The organism is Sulfuricaulis sp. (assembly GCF_041499725.1).
Classification (GTDB): Bacteria; Pseudomonadota; Gammaproteobacteria; order Acidiferrobacterales; family Sulfurifustaceae; genus Sulfuricaulis.
This window is the reverse complement of record NZ_JBGQKW010000027.1, coordinates 1-18614: the sequence shown is the minus strand read 5'-3', so window position 1 is coordinate 18614 and position 18614 is coordinate 1. Positions and strand designations below refer to the sequence as shown.

The 18614-nt window shown below is 58.5% G+C and carries 20 protein-coding genes; 5 read left to right on the top strand and 15 right to left on the bottom strand.

From position 1 onward, the window contains the following. Positions 1-33: 33 nt before the first annotated feature. The gene (locus tag ACC569_RS06620) at positions 34-1149 is read left to right on the top strand and encodes an FIST C-terminal domain-containing protein (RefSeq protein WP_372522712.1); all 1116 of its coding nucleotides are present in this window, start codon (positions 34-36) and stop codon (positions 1147-1149) included. A gap of 11 nt (positions 1150-1160) precedes the next feature. After that, positions 1161-1586 (top strand): cereblon family protein, encoded by a 426-nt coding sequence (locus tag ACC569_RS06615; RefSeq protein WP_372522711.1) that lies wholly within the window; start codon positions 1161-1163, stop codon positions 1584-1586. Positions 1587-1592: 6 nt separating this feature from the next. Here the strand turns inward: ACC569_RS06615 and ACC569_RS06610 are convergent, their stop codons facing one another. The 7 genes from ACC569_RS06610 to ACC569_RS06580 form a co-directional block, all read right to left on the bottom strand. Then, positions 1593-2318 carry a VIT1/CCC1 transporter family protein gene (locus ACC569_RS06610; protein WP_372522710.1) on the bottom strand — a complete coding sequence of 242 codons (726 nt, stop codon included), beginning with the start codon at positions 2316-2318 and terminating at the stop codon, positions 1593-1595. Between the two features lie 4 nt (positions 2319-2322). Beyond that, a complete protein-coding gene (locus ACC569_RS06605; RefSeq protein ID WP_372522709.1) occupies positions 2323-2850 on the bottom strand; it encodes a peroxiredoxin in 528 nt (175 codons plus the stop codon). Positions 2851-3067: 217 nt separating this feature from the next. Further along, the gene (locus tag ACC569_RS06600) at positions 3068-3646 is read right to left on the bottom strand and encodes a hypothetical protein (RefSeq protein ID WP_372522708.1); all 579 of its coding nucleotides are present in this window, start codon (positions 3644-3646) and stop codon (positions 3068-3070) included. Positions 3647-4948: 1302 nt separating this feature from the next. Continuing rightward, a complete protein-coding gene (locus tag ACC569_RS06595) occupies positions 4949-5548 on the bottom strand; it encodes an SCO family protein (RefSeq protein WP_372522725.1) in 600 nt (199 codons plus the stop codon). Continuing rightward, positions 5548-6498: a heme o synthase gene (locus ACC569_RS06590; RefSeq protein ID WP_372522707.1), complete on the bottom strand. Its 951-nt coding sequence runs from the start codon at positions 6496-6498 to the stop codon at positions 5548-5550. Before ACC569_RS06590 ends, ACC569_RS06595 begins: the two co-directional genes overlap by 1 nt. A 118-nt stretch (positions 6499-6616) precedes the next feature. Continuing rightward, entirely contained in the window at positions 6617-7228 is a 612-nt protein-coding gene (locus ACC569_RS06585) for an SCO family protein (protein ID WP_372522706.1), read from the bottom strand. Beyond that, positions 7225-7974, bottom strand: a complete 750-nt coding sequence (locus tag ACC569_RS06580) for an SURF1 family protein (RefSeq protein ID WP_372522705.1) — start codon at positions 7972-7974, stop codon at positions 7225-7227. The genes ACC569_RS06585 and ACC569_RS06580 overlap by 4 nt, the downstream gene beginning before the upstream one ends. Positions 7975-8051: 77 nt before the next feature. Between ACC569_RS06580 and ACC569_RS06575 the strand changes: the two genes are divergently transcribed. Then, complete coding sequence (locus ACC569_RS06575; RefSeq protein WP_372522704.1) at positions 8052-8267, top strand: twin transmembrane helix small protein; 216 nt, start codon at positions 8052-8054, stop codon at positions 8265-8267. A 78-nt stretch (positions 8268-8345) separates the two neighbouring features. Here ACC569_RS06575 and ACC569_RS06570 read toward each other — a convergent pair whose 3' ends face one another. The 8 genes from ACC569_RS06570 to bioF form a co-directional block, all read right to left on the bottom strand. Beyond that, positions 8346-9221 (bottom strand): cytochrome c oxidase subunit 3, encoded by an 876-nt coding sequence (locus ACC569_RS06570; RefSeq protein ID WP_372522703.1) that lies wholly within the window; start codon positions 9219-9221, stop codon positions 8346-8348. Positions 9222-9271: 50 nt separating this feature from the next. Then, complete coding sequence (locus tag ACC569_RS06565) at positions 9272-9925, bottom strand: cytochrome c oxidase assembly protein (protein ID WP_372522702.1); 654 nt, start codon at positions 9923-9925, stop codon at positions 9272-9274. Positions 9926-9945: 20 nt separating this feature from the next. Next, on the bottom strand, positions 9946-11505 hold the full coding sequence (ctaD, locus tag ACC569_RS06560) for a cytochrome c oxidase subunit I (RefSeq protein WP_372522701.1): 1560 nt from the start codon (positions 11503-11505) through the stop codon (positions 9946-9948). Between the two features lie 31 nt (positions 11506-11536). Beyond that, positions 11537-12691 carry a cytochrome c oxidase subunit II gene (gene coxB, locus ACC569_RS06555; protein WP_372522700.1) on the bottom strand — a complete coding sequence of 385 codons (1155 nt, stop codon included), beginning with the start codon at positions 12689-12691 and terminating at the stop codon, positions 11537-11539. Between the two features lie 598 nt (positions 12692-13289). Next, positions 13290-14012 (bottom strand): dethiobiotin synthase, encoded by a 723-nt coding sequence (gene bioD / locus ACC569_RS06550; RefSeq protein WP_372522699.1) that lies wholly within the window; start codon positions 14010-14012, stop codon positions 13290-13292. Beyond that, positions 14009-14890, bottom strand: a complete 882-nt coding sequence (gene bioC / locus ACC569_RS06545) for a malonyl-ACP O-methyltransferase BioC (RefSeq protein ID WP_372522698.1) — start codon at positions 14888-14890, stop codon at positions 14009-14011. Before bioC ends, bioD begins: the two co-directional genes overlap by 4 nt. Further along, entirely contained in the window at positions 14883-15650 is a 768-nt protein-coding gene (gene bioH / locus ACC569_RS06540) for a pimeloyl-ACP methyl ester esterase BioH (protein ID WP_372522697.1), read from the bottom strand. Before bioH ends, bioC begins: the two co-directional genes overlap by 8 nt. Further along, the gene (gene bioF, locus ACC569_RS06535) at positions 15647-16798 is read right to left on the bottom strand and encodes an 8-amino-7-oxononanoate synthase (protein WP_372522696.1); all 1152 of its coding nucleotides are present in this window, start codon (positions 16796-16798) and stop codon (positions 15647-15649) included. The genes bioH and bioF overlap by 4 nt, the downstream gene beginning before the upstream one ends. Before the next feature lie 555 nt (positions 16799-17353). Between bioF and ACC569_RS06530 the strand changes: the two genes are divergently transcribed. Together ACC569_RS06530 and ACC569_RS06525 are read left to right on the top strand one after the other, a co-directional pair. Next, entirely contained in the window at positions 17354-17917 is a 564-nt protein-coding gene (locus ACC569_RS06530; protein WP_372522724.1) for a hypothetical protein, read from the top strand. A gap of 266 nt (positions 17918-18183) precedes the next feature. Continuing rightward, positions 18184-18614: SCO family protein (locus tag ACC569_RS06525; RefSeq protein ID WP_372522695.1), on the top strand; the 431-nt coding region annotated here is incomplete at its 3' end.

The window sequence follows — 18614 nt, the reverse complement described above, 5'->3', positions numbered from 1 at the left end:
GGCTCAAGCCCACCGATGTTCAAGGGATTTAATATGGACATGTTTCGCGTCGCGCATGGAACCGCCCCGGACTGGCAGCAGGCCGCGAATCTCTGCCTGGCCCAGCTCGGCAGCATTCCGGTTGAAGCGAATCTGGGCTTCCTCTACGTCACCGATCATCTCGCCGCTCAGTTGCCGGAAATCCTCGGCTTCTTCAAGGAACAGACGGACATCCTGCACTGGGTGGGGAGCGTCGGGGTCGCGGTCTGCGCCACCGCGCAGGAATACAACGACCGGCCGGCCATCAGCGTCATGATCGCCGATTTTCCGCCGGACTCGTTTCGCATCTTCCCCGCGATCAAATCCGATATCGCGGAATTCGCCGACAGCCGTACCTGGTGCGAGCAGACGGATGCGCGCTTTGCCGTCGTGCATGGCGACCCGCGCAACCCGAAAACGCCTGGCTTCATCGCGGAACTCGCCGAGGCGATCCACGACGGCTTTCTGGTGGGCGGGCTGACTTCCTCGCGCGGGCCGAATTTCCAGATCGCCGGCGGGTTGACCGAAGGCGGCGTTTCCGGCGTGCTGTTTTCGGGCCAGGTGTCGGTCGCCACCGCGCTCACGCAAGGCTGTACTCCGCTCGGCCGGCAACACGAGATCACCGAATGCCAGGACAACATCGCCATCCGCATCGACGACCGCCCGGCGCTGGATGTATTCAACGAGGACGTGGGCGACATACTCGCGCGTGATCCGTCCCGCGCCGCGGGCTACATCTTCGCGGGTTTCCCCATCAAGGGATCGGACACCGGCGATTACATCGTGCGCAACCTCGTGGGCATGGATCCGGAGAACAAGCTGCTGGCGGTCGGCGAATACCTGAACGCCGGCGATACCATCATGTTCTGCAAGCGCGATATCCGCACCGCCTTCGAGGACCTGGTGCGCATGCTGCGCGAGATCAAGCACCGGCTCGGCCGTCCGCCCAAGGGCGGCGTGTATTATTCCTGCCTGGGCCGCGGCGCGCACATGTTCGGCGAGGACTCCGTGGAGCTGAAAACCATCCGCCAGGAGCTGGGCGACATTCCGCTCGTGGGCTTTTTCGCGAACGGCGAGATCTCGCACAACCGGCTGTACGGCTTCACCGGGGTGCTGACGCTGTTTTCCTGAGAGCGGCAGCCATGGCCGTCGCGCTCGTCCCCGCCCTGCTCTTATTTGATCCCGTTACCGAGAAGAACGGCAAGGAGAAAGCCAAGGCAAAGCCGGATGCCAGGCCAAAGAAAGAAAAACGCCTGTTCTGCGCCGCCTGTCGTCACCCCGTCACGCATCAGGACGAGCGCATCGTCGTGCAGGGCGGTCACGAACACCGCTTCACCAATCCCCAAGGGATCGCCTATCACATCGGCTGCTTTCGCGAAGCCGCCGGTTGCGCGCCCAGTGGCGAGGCGACCACGGAGTACACCTGGTTCCAGGGCTATGCCTGGCGCATCGCGTTCTGCGCCCATTGCCGCACGCATCTCGGCTGGCGCTTTCAGTCGGGCGACGACTATTTCCACGGCCTGATCGTCGATCGCCTGATCTCGGCCGGACCCGCGAAAAACGGATAGAGAGTTTCAGCCGACGACCGGCAAAGGGGTGCCGGCAAATCGCTCGAGCAAGAAACCGACGGCATAGCCCAGACCGGTGGCGATCAGCGCAATGGAGAGAAATTCCAGTCCCGAGCGTCCCAGCGACTGGCCGGAGAGTTTGCCCTTGAACATGCCCACGGCGAAGAGTGCCGCGCCGGTAAACAGTACGGCGGTCACCAAGGCCCACTGCAGCGGTATAAAGGCAAAAGGGGCGAGCGGCAGCACGCCCCCGACAATGAAAGAAAGCGCCATGACCAGCGCGCCCTTGACCGGATTGTTGACGTCGGCGCTGCCCAAGCCCAGCACCTTTTCCTGAAAGGTGGCGACAAACACGGACTTCTGTTCGTGCAGCAGCTTGACGATGCGGTAACAGGCTTCGCGCGCCAGGCCTTCGCGGTGCAAAGCATCCAGCAATCCTTCCTGCGCCATGTAAGGTTCCTGCTCGATGAACTTTGCTTCCTTCTCCAGTTCGTGATCGAAGATTTCCTTCTCGGCTTTGGACGAAAGATAGGCGCCGGCCGACATGGAAAACGCGCCGGAACATACCGCGGCGGTGCCCGCCATGAGGATCACGAACCGGCTCGATCCGGCCGCCTGCATCCCGGCGAGCAAGCCCACGGTGCTGATCAGGCCATCCTGGATGCCGAAAACGAATTCGCGGATGCGTCCCTTGGCTTCGATCTGCTTGCGTTTTGCTTCCGTTGGCAGCACGGGACTAGTACTTGAGATGCAGCTCACCCGTGGGCTCGCCGGGCTTCCAGTCGGCCGGGCACAGCTTGCCCGTGCACAGCGCCCGCAGGACGCGCAACGACTCCTCGACGCTGCGGCCGACGTTCATGTTGCTGGCGGCGCTGTACTGGATGATCCCCTCGGGATCGATGACGTAAGTCGCGCGGATCGCGACGCCTTCCCTGGGATGCAGGACCTGATAGACGCGGCTCACGTTCTTGTCCGTGTCGCTCAGCAGCGGATAGGCAATGCCGCCCAGCTCCTCGGCCCAGGAGCGGTGGCTTTCGACGGGATCGACGCTGACGCCGTAAATCATCGCCCGTTCCTTGCTGAAGTCGCCGGCTAGCTTGCTGAAGCCCGTGACCTCGGTGGGACAGACGAAGGTGAAATCCGCGGGATAGAAAAACAGCACCAGCCAATGGCCGCGGGCCTCGCGCAGGGAATAATTCCTGGTCTTGCCCTGATGCACTCCGGGCAGGCTGAAATCGGGCGCCGCATCGGCGATGGTCAGCATGGTGACGCCATGGTAGGAAATCCGCTCCGAAGGCACAAGGACAAAAAAGATTCTGCTTACCAGCAGGAGAAACTGCGAGGGATTATTGATTAAGGTTAGAAGTATTCTGTCGAGTCTATTTTGACAGTACTATATATTTACTACGTGTTGTTGTGCCACGCCGCCACAGAACTACCAGGAAACGGTGCGCTGTCTCCGGCGTCGGCACAAACAAGTGTTAGCGGTTACAAGCCTTAAATCCTTGGGGGCTGTCATTCACTCTCTCGAATCGAGTATCGTTGGTTTCTGAGAATGCTATTGGCAATAACAGAAAAACGAGACCTGCCGCATAATCTGATCTTCTATATTTACCATGCTTTCCCGTATCAAGACCCAATGTAATTTGTTCATAGCTTGGGCCCGCTAACACATCACCCGCCCCTCTTGATAGAAGAAACGCATCTCTATGTATAATAATTTTTCCGCCACTAATATTAAAATCACGTCCGAGAATGTATGGCTTCTCATAAATCGCGCATCCGTTTTTAATTGCTTTTACAATGAGTGAATTCTCTGTTGATAAGACCTCTATAAACTCAATGTCTACATGACTAACTTCAGGATTTATATTTAGCTTGGTATAGCCCCAAATAATTGCCGAAAGGTAACCTGACGGGTCCCCCTTGTTTTTGTAAACTCCTGCTAATTCTGACAGTTGAGATATTTTATAAAATTCCTGATTGTCTTTTGGCTCTGAATGAAATGCACAACCATTAAGGAATATAAACAGCATAACTGCCAAGACTCGTGGCTTCATCGAATATTCCTCATATCGCTAACGCCGAGCTAAACCGCGAGCGAAGGCTGCGCAAAGCGCCGACGTAGCGAGTCGGCTTGAGCGCCAAGTTATGTGCATGTCTCAGGCATGCATACGATTTCGCCGAATCTTCTAAGTTCGCCTTTGTGTACGGCACGCAAGTGTGAAACGTAGCATTGATTTCGGTTCTTCCCTTCCAAAAAGATTAAAATCTTCCACATAGTCTGGAGCACGGAAATAGCGTCACTTCTGCCTACCTTGATGGGGCTGACATTCAAACGGAGTTTCTTAGTTAAATTAGTTTTTGTATCGACATATCGCTGATATTTGTTATCTCCGCTACTCCACTTATTTACTGATCGGAGAATCATCGCCTTTTCATCGTCCCATGAGTAGGAGACCTCCCATAAATGATTGTGTGCTAATACGTCTCGCAGAATATGTATCTCGAACAAGTCATCTTCAAAAGGAAAATCCTGATACAGTCTTTTAAGGTAAGCTGGCACTGAAACTCCATTGATTTCTTTCTGAGTCGCCTTATTAATATAACGCACCCTCATTACATACGATTCAAGGCATACCACCCCAAGGATGCAAATCGCGGAAGCGAAACCATTGACGTAGTATCCAGCTTGCACCTCGTTTGAGCTCCCCCTGTCGTATTTCTCTAGCTTTTCGAGTAACACACTAATTGGTTCGAAATAGGAGCTACCAACTATTGTTACTAGGCTGTCATTCATCGAGTTCCTTTTTGCACATAACTATAAATTCGATTTCAAAACCGCCGTATAATTTTGGCAGCAAAACGACAAGACATTGTTTTAATGTAGTATGTCATAATCAAACACGGCGTTGAATTTTGTAAGACACAGCATGGTTCTGTTTCTTAACCTTCCAGTCAAGCAGGGCATGGAAATGTTTGGTTTTTTTCGGGTCCCCGTAGCGCGCGCTGAGTACCGCAGCCACACCGGGAGTTTTTAAGCGAGCCCGTGTTTGAGCCCGAGGCGCGTATTTTGCGCCCGGCGAGTTGGCGAGCGCCCGGTGGGGCGAGGAACGGAGGGAACCGGCGAAGCCGGCGTGCGCTCCGGGGCGTGCTTTCTTTCGGTTACCTTTCTTTGCACGAGCAAAGAAAGGTAACCCAGGGTGCAGGGGCGGAGCCACCCGCAATTAGCTTTTGAGCGCGGGCGAAGCCCGCTCGACAAAATTAAAAGCCGCCTATTGGCGGCTTTTAATTTCATCCGGCGGGTTACGGCAAAAAACGCCTAACCCGCCCTACATGTAAGATATTAAGGACAACAAAATTTAATTCTTTTCTTTCAACAACAACCTCACATCATGCTCCAAATCCTCCACCGGCACGTCATTCTTCACCAGCAACCGTAATTTCCCCTTGGCATCCTTGATCAGAATCCCGGTGGAATGATCCACCAGTGCCGGGGTCTTGGGGTTCTTGCTATAAGCCACCTTGTACTCACTCGCAACCGCGGCAATTTCCTTGTCGCTGCCGGTGAGGCCGATAAAGGAGGGATGGAACTGCGGAACAAAACCTGCGAGTTGTTTGACCGTATCGTTTTCCGGATCAACCGTAATAAATAATACCTGTACTCGCGTGGCGTCATCGCCCAGGCGTTTCATGAGCACGGCGAGTTTCGCCATCGTCGGCGGGCAGATATCCGGGCAGTGAGTGAAACCGAAGAACATGATCACGACCTTGCCCCGGAAATCCGCGGCCTTCGTCGGCTTCCCAGTGTGCGCGGTCAGTTCGAAATCGCCACTGCCCCAATCCACGCCGCTGATGTCGGTGGATTTGAACGTCGGCGCGGGTGGCGAGCAGGCCGCAACGAACAACGCCAGCAGCAGAAAAAATATCCGGGAGAAACGGAAACGGTAGGACGGCAACATCAATACAGCGCGGATTGCAGCGCCTCGTGGATAGTGACGCGGTAGTGATCGACCAGCAGCAGCGCGAACAACAGCGCGAGGTAATTGATCGAGTAACGGAAGGTCTTGCGCGCGAGTTCGTCGCTGTAGTTACGATACAGCCGCACGACGTAATACAGGAAACCCGCGTTGAGGATCGCCGCACCGATGAAATACAGCCAGCCGCTCATGTGCGTGGCAAACGGCATGATCGTCACCGCCACCAGCAGCACGGTGTACAGCAGGATCTGGAGCTGGGTGAACTCGCGCCCGTGGGTGACGGGCAGCATGGGGATGCCGACCTTGGCGTATTCCTTTTCGCGGTACAGCGCCAGCGACCAGAAATGCGGGGGCGTCCACAGGAAGATGATCAGGAACAGCAGCAGCGCGTCCGGCGCGACCTGGCCCGTGATCGCGGTCCAGCCGAGCACCGGCGGCGCGGCACCGGCTGCGCCGCCGATGACGATGTTCTGCGGCGTGGCGTGCTTGAGATACACGGTGTAAACGATCGAGTAGCCGATAAGCGAAGTGAACGTGAGCACGGCGGTGAGCATGTTGACCCACAACGCGAGAATCACCATCGACGCCACGCCGATGATGAGCGCGAACAGCAGCGCTTCGCGCGTGCTGAGCGTGCCCGTGGGCAGCGGACGGCGGCTGGTGCGCAACATGCCGGCGTCGAAATGCAGGTCGAGAATCTGGTTGATCGCCGCCGCCGACCCCGCGGCGAGCGCGATACCGAGCGTGCCGAGCAGGAACGCCGACAACGGCGGCGCCCCCGGCGTGGACAGGAACATGCCGACCACGGCGGTGAAAATAATGAGCGACACCACGCGCGGCTTGGTGAGCTCGTAGTATTCCCGGGCGAGGCTCGCGAGACGCCGCGGGTTCGCGGCGGCGATGGACGAATGCGTTTTGCTCAGGGGTTCCATTGGGCGCGGTATTCTACGCAATCACTGTCTAACATGGTATGGATAAGGTCAAGTCCGCGAAACCTGTAAAATCCGCGGGTTTTCGCTGAAAGACCACGGTATTCCCGGGATTTGACGCTCAACCGATCCGCGATATCCGCAGCAGGCGCGCCAGGTCCTTGCGCATGCCGGTGGGGTCGGCGTCAGCCGGGTAGCTCATCATGAAATTGCCGAGCGGATCCACCACGTAAATGCGGTTCAGGTTGTCGAGCGGGCTGCCGGCGGGCAGCGCGAACTGGCGCGCCAGCGCATCGACGGCCTCCGGCGGGCCAACGACCGCGCGCATGCCGGGATAATCCTTGATGGCATAATTCAGCCAGTCGCGCGTCTTGGCGTCCTTCACTATTAACATGCTTTGAATGCGTTCGGCCTCTTTCCCTTGCGCGGCGATGACCTGGCGCATCTTCACGAGATTGCGTTCGCAGGGGCTGAGGCATTCGGCGGCGCTGAATGTCACCAGCGTCCACTTGCCGCGCAGCTCGCTGAAGCGGATCGGCTTGCCGTCGAGCAGCACCAGCGCGGCGTCAGCGAGCGGCCGCGCCGGCTGCACTAGCTCACCAAACGGGTGCACGGCTTCAGGACGCCAGCCACTGTAATAGAGCGCGTAGGCGACGAGCATGGGCAGCACAAACAGCGCGGCGAGCAACAACAGCTTGCGGCGCGCGCCCGATGGATTGACGGGTGGGGTCATGACTTGTCTTCCTCCTGCTGCTTCGCGCCATCGCGACGCAGACTCATGAAAAAATAAATGACGACCAATCCCACGGCCAACATGAACCACTGGAAGGCGTAGCCCTGGTGCACCGCGATGCCGGCATTGAGCCGGCTCCACTCGCGGGTAAAACCGCCGGCGTTACTTTCCGCGTCCAGCAACACGACCACCGGCTGCACCGGAAACGGCACGGCCGCGCGGTAACGCGCCATGTCCATGTTCTGCCACACCACCTGCCAGCCGCGGTCGAGTGGTTCGGGCTTGGCGAGCATGAAATTTTTCTCTGACGGCACGGTGGCCACGCCGACGATTTCCTGCAAGCCCTCGGGCGGATCGATCGCCGGCAGGTGACTGCGATCCTCGCCCAACGGAACCCAGCCGCGATTGACCAGCAAGCGCACGTCGCTGTCCGGCAGTCGCAGCGGCGTGATCACCTCATAACCGGCCTGGCCCTGATGCACGCGATTGTCGACGAGCACCTGATGTCCGGTTTCGTAATGACCCCTGGCGATGACCCGGTAGAACTGCAACTCCTCGGGGCGCTGCACGCGTGCCTCGACCTTGATCGTCGGGCCGGCGGCGCGTGCGTCGTATTCCGCCTGCAATTCGCGTTTCTCCTCCGCGCGCTGCAACTGCCAGTAGCCCATGTACAGAAACAGCGGCAACAGCACCGCCACGGCCAGGCTCGGGACCAACCCCGGCCGGAATTGCGGCGGGAGGCTCATAGCGCAAGGAAATCGTCGGGGAATTTCATGGGTGCATTTAGTATAATGCCGCTTCCATCATTTCTCTGGAATCCTGCATGTTCATCAAGATCGTGGTCATCGTCATGCTGGTGCTCATTCTGGCCAGCCTGTTCTCCGCCCTGGTTTTCCTGTTCAAGGACAAGGGGCCCGGAAACCGCACGGCCCAGGCGCTGACCTGGCGCATTGGTCTGTCGATCACGCTGTTCGTGCTGCTGATGGCTGGTTTCTATTTCGGCCTCATTCCGCGCCAGGGATTGGGCCTGTTTCGATAACACCGGGTCACGATCAAAAGCAAAAAAGGCGCTGCCATCCGGCAGCGCCTTTTTTATTCTACGGGCCGGAATCCGGTATCAGAACCAGTACACGAAGATGAACAGACCGAGCCATACCACGTCCACGAAGTGCCAGTACCAGGCAACGGCTTCGAAGCCGAAGTGGTGGTCCGGGCGGAAATGACCGGCCATCGAGCGCGCCAGAATCACGATCAGCATGATGGTGCCCATGGTCACGTGGAATCCGTGGAAGCCGGTGAGCATGAAGAAGGTGGCACCGTAAACGCCGGTCTTGAGCGTCAGGCCCAGCTCCGTGTAGGCATGCATATATTCAAACGCCTGCAGTGTCAGGAAGGTGATGCCCAGCGCCACGGTCAGGAATAGGCCGGTGATGAGCTGCGCGCGATTGCCCTTGACCAGACCCCAGTGCGCCCAGGTGACGGTGGCGCCCGAGGTCAGCAGTATTAAGGTATTGATGGCGGGAATGCCCCAGGCACCCATGGGCGAAAACTGGTTCAGGCCGGGAACCAAGTCCGGGGCGACCGCCACCGGTCCTTTCGGACCCGCGGTCGGCCAGGTGGCGTCAAAACCGGGCCAGAGCAGATCATCGGCGCCGAGCCACTGCACCGCGAACTGGCGCACATAGAACAGCGCGCCGAAGAAGGCGGCGAAGAACATGACCTCGGAGAAGATGAACCAGGCCATGCCCCAGCGGAAGGAGCGGTCCACCTGCTCGTTATACGTGCCGCTTTCGCTCTCGCCGATCACCTGGCCGAACCAGCGGAACATCATGTACACGATGATCGCGGTACCGACGAGCATGACCCAGGGACCCGCACCGATGCCATTCATCAGAAGAATGAACCCGAGCGCCAGCGCGAACAGGCCAACCGAGGTGATGATCGGCCACGCGCTCGGACTGGGCAGGTAATAGTTGGAATTGGCAGTGGACATGCTTATATCCTCTTTCTCATTTATAAATTTATAAAATAGTTTTGTCGCGCTCAACCGCCGGGCGCCGGATGAACGTGATCGTGGTGCTCGGCGTGCTCGCCGGCCTGCGCCAGGGAAGTCCCGCCGTATTTCTGCGCCGACGCCTTGTCGATATTGAAGAACGAATACGACAAGGTAATGGTTTGCACATCCGTGTCCAGCCCGGCGTCGACGACGAACCGCACCGGCATCTCGCGCGTCTCGCCCGGCTTCAGGGTCTGGCGGGTGAAGCAGAAGCACTCGATCTTCTTGAAGTGCGGCGCCGATTCGCCGGGCGTGACGCTGGGAATGGCCTGGCCCGTGATTTCTTCCTGGGCCAGGTTGCGGACCAGATATTTCACTTCGTGGGTCTCGCCCGGATGCAATTCCAGCTTTTTCGTCAGCGGTTTGAATTCCCATGGCAGGCCCGAGGTGGCAAGCCCGGTGAACTCGACGGTAACCGTGCGGGCCATGTCGACGGGCTGCGCGGCCACGGCCTGCGCGTCGGTGCGTCCGGTCTTGCCGTTGATTCCGAAGGCCTTGCACATCACGTCGTACATCGGCGACAGCGCATAGCCGAACGCGAACATCACGAGCGTCACCCCGGCGAGCTTCATCGCCAGGCGGCGATTGCGCGCCCCGAGATTGCGCGGTTGCGGCTTTTCGTCGTGCGTGTCGTCACCCATCGTGTGTCTCCGTAATGGCGCTACTTGATCTTGGGCGCCACGGCGAAGCTGTGGTACGGCGGCGGAGAGGACAGCGTCCACTCCAGACCGTCCGCGCCTTCCCACACCTTGTCAGCCGCCTTGGCTCCGCCCTTCATGGCCCGGATCGCGATATAGAAGAAAATGAGCTGCGCGCTGATCGTGAAGAACGCGCCTATCGTGGACCACTGGTTGAACTCGGTGAACTGCAGCGCGTAGTCGGGGATACGCCGCGGCATGCCGGCGAGCCCGAGGAAGTGCTGCGGGAAGAACGTCAGGTTGAAGCCGATGGTGGTGAGCCAGAAGTGCCACTTGCCGAGGGTTTCGTTGTACATGTGCCCGGTCCACTTCGGCAGCCAGTAATAGATCGCGGCGAACAGGCCGTAGATCGTGGCGCCGAAGATCACGTAGTGGAAGTGGGCCACGACGAAGTAGGTGTCCTGATACTGAAAGTCGGCCGGCGTGATCGCCAGCATCAGGCCGGAGAACCCGCCGATGGCGAACGTGAACACGCCGCCGATGGACCACAGCATCGGAGTCTCGAAGGTCATCGAGCCGCGCCACATCGTGGACACCCAGTTGAAGATCTTCACGCCGGTCGGCACCGCGATCAGCATGGTGGCATACATGAAGAACAGTTCGCCGGCCATCGGCATGCCGACCGTGTACATATGATGCGCCCAAACGATGAATGAAAGTAACGCGATCGAGGCCGTGGCATAGACCATGGAGGCATAACCAAACAGCGGCTTGCGCGCGAACGTCGGGATGATCTGCGAGAACACGCCGAACGCCGGCAGCACCAGGATGTACACCTCCGGATGACCGAAGAACCAGAACACGTGCTGAAACAGCACCGGATCGCCGCCGCCGGCGGCATCGAAGAAGTGCGTGCCGAAGTGGCGGTCGGTGATCAACATGGTGATCGCCCCGGCGAGCACCGGCATGGCGGCGATCAGCAGGAACGCGGTGATCAGCCAGGTCCACGCGAACATCGGCATCTTCATGAGCGTCATGCCCGGCGCGCGCATGTTGAGGATCGTGGCGATGATGTTGATCGAGCCGAGGATGGACGACATGCCGAGCATATGGATCGACAGCAGCGTGAAGTCCGTACCCATGCCGCCCTGCATCGACAGCGGCGGATACAGCGTCCAGCCGCCGGCCGGGCCGCCGCCCGGCATGAACAGGCCCAGGATCAGGAGCGTCGCGGCGAACGGCAGGATCCAGAACGACCAGTTGTTCATGCGCGGAAGCGCCATGTCGGGCGCGCCGATCATTATCGGGACCATCCAGTTGGCCAGTCCCACGAACGCCGGCATGGCGAAACCGAAGATCATGACGAGCGCGTGCACGGTGGTCATCTGGTTGAAGAATTGCGGTTGCACCAGCTGCAAGCCCGGCTGCCACAGCTCGGAACGGATCACGAGCGACATGAGGCCGCCGATGATGGCCATAGTGAATGCGAACACCAGGTACAAGGTGCCGATGTCCTTGTGGTTCGTGGTAAACAGCCAGCGGGAAAGACCGGTGGGATGTTCTGCGTGATGTTCAGTCGACATTGTTAGTTATCTCCTATCGGAATCCGATATGTTACTTGCGCAAGTCTTTAACCTGGGAAGGTTGAACGACATCGCCGGTCTTGTTGCCTAGAGCGTTGCGCTCGAAGGTGATGATCGCCGCCGCGTCCGCGTCGCTAAGCTGGGCCGCAAAAGACGGCATCTGGGCACCGAACTTTCCGGAGGCGCGACCATGCAACACCGTCTTGATGTGCTCCTCCACGGGGCCGGTGGCGATCTTGCTACCCTCAAGCGCCGGGAACACGCCCGGAATACCCTTGCCTTCGGGGCCATGGCAGGCGGCGCAGGTGGCGGCGTAGGCCTTCTTGCCTTTCTCCATCAGCTCATCCTTGCTCCAGGTCTTGGTGCTGCCAGCGGATTCCGCCGCGGCCTTGCCCTTCTGCACGGCGACCCACTTGGTGAAGTCTTCCGGGCTGACGGCGTTGACGACGATGGGCATGAAACCGTGGTCCTTGCCGCACAGTTCCGCGCATTGTCCACGGAAGGTGCCGACCTCGTCAGCGCGGGTCCAGAATTCATTGATGAACCCGGGAATCGCGTCCTTCTTCACGCCCAGTTGCGGTACCCACCAGGAGTGAATGACGTCGTTGGCGGTGACGAGAAAGCGCACCTTCTTGCCGACCGGCACCACGATCGGGTTGTCCACTTCCAGCAGGTAATGCTCGCCCTTGGCGGCCTTGTTTTCGACTTGGTCGCGCGGCGTCGCGAGCGTACTGAAGAAGCTCACGTCCTGATCGGGATAATCGTATTTCCACTTCCACTGATAACCGGTGATCTTGATGGTCAGATCGGACTTACTGGTGTCGCTCATTTCGAGCAGCGTCGCGGTGGACGGGATGGCCATGCTCACCAGGATCAGAAACGGGATGACGGTCCAGACGACCTCAAGGGTGGCATTGTCGTGGAATGTGGCGGGCTTGTAACCGCGACTTTTGCGGTGCGCGAAGATGGAGTAAAACATCACGCCGAAGACAATCACGAAAATGATCACGCAGATCAGCAGGATCATATTATGAAGTTCAAGAATCCGGTGGGCGACGGGGGTGACGGGTTTCTGGAAATTGAGCGCGTACTCCGCAAAAACCGCCGGGGCCGCCAAGCACAGACCCACGCCCAGGATCAGGCGGGATACGATGCCTGGGAACTCTTTTATAAGTTTTTTGGACATGCCTATCTCCCGTGTCGTAAACATCAAAATCTTTTTAGTAAGCGGGCTATGCCCGCTCTATCCGTTTCCCGGCCGATCGACCGCGTGGCGCAAGGCTTCGTGCAGCCGTGCCACTAAGCAAGCTCTGATTAATTCATTCCCGCAATCAACGCCGCCTTTCCTCATCGGGCAAGTGAACGGTTCGGGCGGACCAGTAGCCCTGCTCGCGTCGCTCGCTCGTCTTGCCGTATTATGAGAAGACTCAGGCCTTCGCCGGTGTCTTTACAGGCGTATCGCGCGCTCCATCCTCACTCACGCCTGACGTAACAATCCGGATTTCACCGCTGATCCAGATTATTGATCTAGATCAAGCCATTTTGGCGCGCGCAAATTATCACATGCGTCAAATCGCCGCAATACGTGAATCAAGCAAAACAGGTGTTTTTCAAGTGATTTGAGCGACGCCGCCACGATCCACGGCCGCTTCACTCAGGTATTTAAGGTAGCCCTACTTCGTTCGTCCTGACACAAGCCCTCACCCTCACTCCCTCTCCCGCTGTCGCGGGAGAGGGAGGCGAGCCGGATGCGCTTCGCGCATGCTCAGTTAAGATTGGTAGCCCTACTCGCTTCGCTCGTTCGTCTTGAGATAAGAATTGGAAGTGAGATGCATTATCGTTTCGCGTGGAAAAACCGGCGCAGGCGCGCCGTGATGGCCCGGAGACCGGTAGGGGAATCGCGCCAGCAGCGGCGCTTCGATTCTTTCATTCAAGGTGGCGATATTCTCGTCCACGTGCGTCATGGCGGGATCGATCTGGTTGGCGATCCAACCGGCGAGCGGTACGCCGTCACGCTGGATCGCCGATGCCGTCAGCAAAGCGTGATTGAGGCAACCCAGACGCAGGCCGACAACGAGGATCACCGGCAGGCGCATGGCGCGCGCGACATCCGCCATCATCAAATGTTCGCCCAGGGGCACCATCCAGCCGCCGACACCTTCGACGACCAGCCACGGCGCTTTTTGTCGCAGGCGCTGAAAACTCTCGAGAATTTTTTCGCTCCGGATTTCCACCCCGCTTTCATGCGCGGCGAGGTGCGGCGCCATCGCCGGCGCAAACGCATAAGGATTTACCTCCACGTAATCCACCGCGACACCGCTCACCGTCAGCAGCCGTTCGGCATCCTGGTTGCGCAGACCCGCGGCCGTTTCCCAGCAGCCGCTGGCGACGGGTTTCATGCCGACAGCGCGCCGCCCTTCGCGCGCCAGCGCCTCGAGCAGCAGGCAAGCGATCCGGGTCTTGCCCACGCCGGTGTCCGTTCCGGTAATGAACCAGCCGCCGCTCATCGTGAGCTCCGTCCGATGCGGCCAACAGGAACCACGGCGAACCCGTCGCGCGAATGAGCCGCCTCGGTCTCCGATACCCAGGCATGGCCATACACCGCTTCATAGGTCGCCGGAATTTTCCCATTTTGCGCGCGCGACTCGTAGGCCGTGCGAAAACGCGCAAACCGCTCCTTGCCGGTCAGTCCGCGCGTCCGGTTCAGCGCCACGTTATGGGCGCCGAGTTGCTTGATGTCACGCATCACTTCCATCACGCTGGCGTAGATCAGCGTGAAAGGCTCCATGTCCATGACCGGGTCGGCAAACCCGGCGTGTATCAACATATCGCCGATATCGTGCATGTCGATGAAGGCGTGCACATGCGGCGCATCGTCCGCCGCGCGCCACGCGTCGCGCAATTCGCGCAAGGTATCCGGCCCGAAAGTGGTGAACATGAGCAGCCCTCCGGGTCGCAATACACGCCGGGCTTCGGCAAACACCGTGCGTGGATCGCACCATTGCAGCGCGAGATTGGAGACAATCATGTCAACGGACGCCGGGGCCAGAGGCAGACGCTCGGCGTCCCCGCAGGCGAAGTCGCCGCGGCCGGTCAGCCGGCGCCACAGGCCGGAATTGCGGCGTGCCCGGTTCGCCATTGCCTCGACGATATCCAGACCCAGCACGCGCGCGCGGGGATAGCGTTTCATAAGTTTCCTGGCGTCATAGCCCGTGCCGCAACCGATGTCGAGAATGACCTGCGGCTTGAGCCGCACCACCTCCAGCCGCGCGAGCAGTCGATCGGCGATTTCGCGTTGCAGCACCGCGACCGCATCGTAGGTATCGGTGGCATGCTCGAAGGACTCGCGCATGCGCCGCTTGTCGAGCTCCAATCCTTCAGCCATGCATGAAATCCTTCAGCCTTTCCAGGAAATGCGAGGTGTGCGACAGGAACGGCGCGTGCCCGGCGCCGGGCACCAGATCCAGCTGCGCCCGCGGCAACTGCGCGGCCAGAAACCGCGCCGCGCCAACCGGCACTATGCGGTCGCGTTCGCCATGCACCACCAGCGTGGGTGCCGCGATGCCGGGAAGGGCAGCGCGGCGGTCCTCCTGTTTGAGCAGTTGCAGTCCCTGGTACAGCGCCGCGGCGGGTGGTTCGCCGTGACGGAACAATTCATCGCGCAGGCGCCGCAACACCGCGCGGTCTTCACCGGCGGCCAGTTGCAGGCTCAGGAATCGATCGAGGGTGGCGACGTAGTCCTGCTCGAGATTGAGTGCGAATTGTTCCAGCACCGTGAGCGGCATGGCGTGCGGCCAGTCGGTCGACTGGACGTATTTCGGCGTGGCGCCGACCAACACCAGCTTCGCCACCGCCTGCGGATCGCGTTGCGCGGCGGCGAGCGCCACGAAGCCTCCCAGCGACCAGCCGACCCAGGTTGCCGGACCGGGAAGCACGCGCCGCACTTCCTCGGCCAGCGCTTCAGCGGTGAACTCGCGCGGCAGGAAATCGCGCGAACGCCCGTGGCCGGGAAGATCGGGAACCGTCACACGACAGTCGGCCGAAAGCGCGCGTGCCACGTCCGTCCATATTCCACCGTGTTGCGCCCAACCATGGACCAGCACCACATCGGGTCCCTGGCCGTGCTGCTCATAATATAGAGTCATCCGGATATCACCGCTGCCAGCGCTTCCAGAAGCCGGTCCACGTGTGTCGCCGTGTGCGCGGCGGAAAAAGTGATACGCAGGCGTGCCGAGCCTTCCGGCACCGTGGGTGGTCGAATGGCCGTCACCAGTATGCCACGCTCCCGCAAACAGCGGCTCGTCTCGACTGCCGCTTGAGCCTCCCCGAGCATGAGCGGTTGAATGGGCGTAAACGATGAAGACAGGGCAAACCCGAGTTGCTGCGCGCCGGCGCGAAATTGCGCCACAAGCGCTTGCAGCTGTTCGCGCCGCCAGCTTTCTTCCCGCACGATGCCAAGGCTGGCGCGCACAGCCTCGGCCACCGCGGGCGGCAGCGCCGTTGTATATATATAAGTGCGCGCCCGCTGAATCAGGGTCTCGATCAGCGCCGCCTCCCCCGCCACGAAGGCGCCGAAGACGCCGAACGCCTTGCCCAATGTCGCCATGAGTATCGCCGGGGGCGCCAGCGGTATCTCCAGATGCTCGAACGATCCCCGGCCGTTTTTACCCAGGACACCGATGCCATGCGCGTCATCCGCGAGTAGTCGCATGCTGTATTTCGAAGCCAGACGAGCTAGTTCCGCCAAAGGCGCGATGTCGCCGTCCATGCTGAAGACGGCATCGGTCGTGATCAGTCCGGACTGCTGGTTCTTGGCCAGCATCTTCGCCAACCGCTCTACGTCGACATGGGGATAACGGCTGATCTTCGCGCGGGTCAAGCGCGCAGCGTCGATCAACGATGCGTGGTTGAGGCGATCTTCGAGGATGAAATCGTGGCGGTCGGTGAGCACGCTCACCACGCCGAGGTTCGCCATGTAGCCGGTCGAGAACAGCAGCACGCGCTCGGCGCCGACGAAATCCGCCAGTTCTTCCTCGAGCGCATGATGGGCACGGCTGTGGCCGCTGACGAGATGCGAGGCCCCGGCGCCGACACCGTAGCGCTCCGCTCCATTTTTGAAAGCCGCAATCACCCGCGGGTGATTCGCCAACCCCAGATAATCGTTGCTGCAGAACGACAGCAGCGTCTCCTCGCCAACGCGAACCTCCACTCCTTGCGGGGACTCAAGCACAAGACGTTCACGATAGAGGTGCCGTTCGCGACGCTGCACCAAATCTTTTTCCAGTGTCTTCATGAAAAAATGTACGGGCTATGCCCCCACGTAAGGAAAACAGGCATGGAATTCAGATGGGAGGCGCGGATATGTCAAGTTGCGGCAGTTTAGTGTGCCACCCGTAACAGTCAACAATGATTAATTTAAATGGTTAACATTAGACTAAAGAACACGCAAGCAGATACTTAACGCGCATAACTTACAATCAAATACAGAGCAAATTGAAATACCGTATTTTCCAGGCCTTTTTTAGCTTCCGGCCGGCCTTCCATTGACGTTGACGTTTGTGTTGTAGCGCTTCACCTAAATAGGGCAAGACGAGCAAGCGCCGCGAGCAGGGCAACTGTTATGCCTTGCGTCAATCATGATGCCCGGATTGTCATCTTATTGCCCATAAGTTCCAATAATCGCTTGATTCTGCACTGTAATTTCATTCAGGTCTGTTTTTGGACGTATGTCCTAATAAACTAAATATTGCGAAAATCGCCATAATTTTTTGTAATATGCCAATAAAAAAGTCACTATATGATTTAGACTTGAAACAAAATCAACCTACTAGGGGGATATATTATGAAAATGCTAAGGCATTATTTCATCAGCGACAACCTAGACGACCTGGAAGTCTTTGAAGAGCAATTAGAGAATGCCGGTGTTTTCACTCCACAGATCCATGTGCTCACTTCGCACGACGCCGAGTTAAATCATCATGAGCATCTCCACCGGGTTCAGTCGATCATGAAGAAAGACGTGGTTCACTCAGCGTGTCTTGGCGCCGTGGTCGGCGTGTGTGCCTTCGTGCTGGTTCTTTCTGTCGCCTATTTTACCGGCTGGACGGAGACCGCTGCCGGCTGGGTACCTTTTGTCTTCCTTGCTATTGTGCTGTTGGGCTTTAGCGCGTGGGAGGGTGGTTTGTTTGGTATCGAAAAACCCAACTACCACTTTGCCCGTTTTGAACAAGCTTTAAAAGACGATAAACATATCTTTTTTCTGGATCTCGAACCCAACCAGGAAGCGGTACTGGAAAGGGTACTGAAATCTCATCCGAAGGTGGAACTAGCCGGGACGGAATTATACAAACACCACTGGCTCATCGAGTTTCAGAAAAAAGTACCACGTTTCTTTAAAGAAACGTGGCCATGACAGCAGGAACCGCTGTCTGATTATTTGTTGAAAAGAGAGGCTTGCGTTAGTTATTCTTCAGCGGAGGGTCGAAGACAAAAGATCAGTCAGGCTCGCGCTACAGCTAAATCGCTCGGCCTCCCATACCGATGCCCCTGGATGTTCCATCCGGTACCTCAGATCCCGCACTGAGGGAAAATTTTTGCGTTATCCGGTTTCTGCCGGTTATTTCGACTGTCGCGCGACGTAGTCGACGGCGGCCTTAAAGATTTCCTCGTTGAGCAGTCATGAAGAAAATACCCCTCAAATTCAGCATCATGATAACGACTGTCGCGCTGGCCGCAATGCTGGCCGGGGTGTGGCTCGCTCTAATATATCGGGAAAACGATTCGCGGGTCATGTTGCTGCCGGATAAGGTGATGACATTGTTTCCTGATCCGAAGCCGCTGACGGCCTTTGCGCTCACCGATCATCAGAATCGGGTATTTGATCTTGCCAGCTTGAAGGGTAAATGGTCCTTCCTCTTTTTCGGCTATACCCATTGCCCGGATATCTGTCCGACAACCCTGGCAATATTGGCCCGCGCGCGCGACAACATCGTCAAGAGCGGGGTCGGTGCCGAAGATATCCAAATCGTTTTTATCTCAGTGGATCCAAATCGCGATACCGCTGACATGCTCAAGCAATACGTGACCCATTTTCATGCGGCCTTTCTCGG